Source organism: Tsukamurella pseudospumae, from assembly GCF_001575195.1.
GTDB classification, from domain to species: domain Bacteria; phylum Actinomycetota; class Actinomycetes; order Mycobacteriales; family Mycobacteriaceae; genus Tsukamurella; species Tsukamurella pseudospumae.
In genome coordinates this window covers 1-2,481 of the sequence record NZ_LSRF01000087.1, presented here as the reverse complement: position 1 = coordinate 2,481, position 2,481 = coordinate 1, and the positions used below count along the sequence as shown (strand labels likewise).

Genomic DNA, 2,481 nt, shown 5'->3' with positions numbered 1-2,481 from the left:
CCCACGCCGCGATGAACGGCGTTGGACCACTCGTAGGACGTGCTGGRKTGCCGGTGATCAGGCTCATCGAAAGTCCCCAGTGATGCTCATTGAAATTCCTCACCTGGGTGCGGTCGGATTATAGCGGTCGGCGGCTGGGTGCGATTGCTGTGCGGTGGGTTTCGTTGCGGGCGTGGTGGTCTCGTAGTCGGTAGCTGTCGCCGTCGAGTTTGAGGACGACGGAGCGGTGTAGGAGCCTGTCGAGCATGGCCGCGGCGACGGTGGTGTCGCCGAGGACTTCGCCCCATTCGGAGACCGATCGGTTGGTGGTGATGACGATCGATGTTTTCAGATACCGTTGCGCGACAACCTGAAACAACGCTGATGCGGCTTCGGCGGGCAAGGGGAGGTAGCCGAGTTCGTCGATGACGAGCAGCGTCGGGCCAGCGAAGAACCGCATGGTCGTCGACCAGCGGCCTTCGATCGCCGCTTTGTGGCAGCGGGCGGCCAGGTCGGCGGCGGTGGTGACGTAGGTGCGGTATCCGGCGTGCACTGCGGCATGCGCGAGCCCGACCGCGAGGTGGGTTTTCCCGGTGCCGGGTGGTCCGACGAGCATCACGTTCGTCGCGGATTCGAGGTAGGCACAGGTCCCGAGCTCGCGGATCAGGGCTTGGTCGAGGCCGGGGGCGGCATCGAAGTCGAAATCAGCGAGGGTCGCACCGGTCGGCAGGCACGCGAATCGCATCCGGCCGGCCAGTCGGCGGGCTTCGGTGGCGTCGACTTCGACTTTGAGTAGATGTTCCAATGTTGCTGTCATGGTCCACTTCTCGGCGGTCGCGGTCTCCAACACGCTGGGGAGTGCCGCGGCGGCGGCGTCGAGCTTGAGGACCGCGAGGTGCCCTCGTAGCTGCTGATACAACGACGCCGCAGAGCCCCTGCTGCCGGCGCTGCTGGTGCGGTTGCTGGTGGTGGTCATCCGAGGGTGTTCCTGTTCTGTGCGGCCGCCTCATAGGCGGCGAGATCGATCACGACGGCATCATCGGATGCGGCTATCGGTTGAGCGGTTGGTCGACTGGGGGTGTGGGAGTTGTTCTCGCGCAGGCATTGCGCCGCTGCCCGGGAGCGTTCACCGGGTGGGATCCGCTCCTTGTTGCGGTGCGGCCGCCCATCGCCGGAATTGGCTGCTGCTGCCATCGCCGCTGCGTTGAGCGCGGTCACATGCACCGTGTCACGGACCTGCGCCCCGGTGCCCGGGGCGGCGAGGCGGTGCCGGGCGATGACGATCCCCGAAACGGTGGCGATGTCGATATGACTGTCGCCGAGCCGTTCGGTGACGGTGACCTCTCCCATCGCGAGCTCCGGCGGCACCGAGTACTGGTTGCCCCGCCACGCCACCAGGGCCTGCCGTGAGACCTTCCTCGGCTCCGACAGGACCGCGGGATACGGCGCCGCAGGAGGCCGGCGTAGGGGTTCGCTGGCGGCGACGGTCAGCACCGAGCTGCGGCCGTCTTTGGTGGCGCGCATCCGGGTATCGACGCGGACTCGGCAGTGCTCATCCAGGGACGCTTGGGCCTGCTCCACGGTCAGCTCGTCGGGCAGGGTCCGCCACCAGCGTTGCGCGATGCTCCGGTTCTCGCCCTCCACAACGCCTTTGCGGTGCCCCGAACGTGGTGGACAGATCTTGACCGAGACACCGTAATACTTGGCGACCGCAGCGAATTCGGCCTTCAGCTCCCCGCTGGAGGGGTGGCAGACCGTGGCCATCCGGTCGAACCGCCAGTTGCGGGTCACCCCACCGAGCCGGCGGGTGATCCGGTCCAGGCCGGCGATCACCTGCGGGCGTGTCGTATTCGGGGCGAGGTAACCTCGCCACCGCCCTGAACACGACAACGTTCCAACCAACAGGTGCGCGGTCTTGCCCCACCCCCACGCCGCTGGCGGATCGGGTAGATCCAACCAATCCCATTGCGTCTCTTCGCCTGGCGGGTGCTCGATCACCGCGTTCGGACGGTTCACCGCGGTCGTGCACTGCGGGCACACCGGGCGCAGGCCACGGTCCCGGATCTGCCGGGTCAGCGACGAATACGACTGCTTGAACCGCATCTCGACGAGTTCGTCGAACAGGGTCTGCGCCCACAGATGCGGGTCCTCGAGCAAGCGGCTGGTGACGTACTCGGCGAACGGCTCGAACGGGTCCTCGTCCCGGTGGCGGACACCCGGCTCGGTGACCCCGTTGAGATAGTTGCGGACGGTCTTACGGTCCCGTCCCAGATGACGGGCGATCGCTGAGATCGTCCACCCCTGCTTGCGCAGAGCATGTGCTTCCACGGTCTCTCCTTGTGTGAGCATGAACGAGCGGGGCCTCCCTCGAAGGGCTGGTGCGTGGTCAGAGACCACCAGCATCACGGGGAGGCCCCGCCCATTACTTGGCGGGTGCACACAAGTGGGGAGATTCAGTTAGCAGAACTGGGGAGAATCAACGAGCGCAGTCACCGBACGGAC

The 2,481-nt window shown here is 66.5% G+C and carries 2 protein-coding genes; both read right to left on the bottom strand.

Annotated elements, in window-relative coordinates; genetic code table 11:
- Nucleotides 1-118 precede the first annotated feature (118 nt).
- Nucleotides 119-955, bottom strand: coding sequence for an IS21-like element helper ATPase IstB (gene istB, locus AXK60_RS25200; protein WP_068575356.1), 837 nt, complete (start codon nt 953-955; stop codon nt 119-121).
- Nucleotides 952-2,328, bottom strand: a complete 1,377-nt coding sequence (locus AXK60_RS25195; RefSeq protein ID WP_068575355.1) for a Mu transposase domain-containing protein — start codon at nt 2,326-2,328, stop codon at nt 952-954. Before AXK60_RS25195 ends, istB begins: the two co-directional genes overlap by 4 nt.
- Nucleotides 2,329-2,481: the final 153 nt, after the last annotated feature.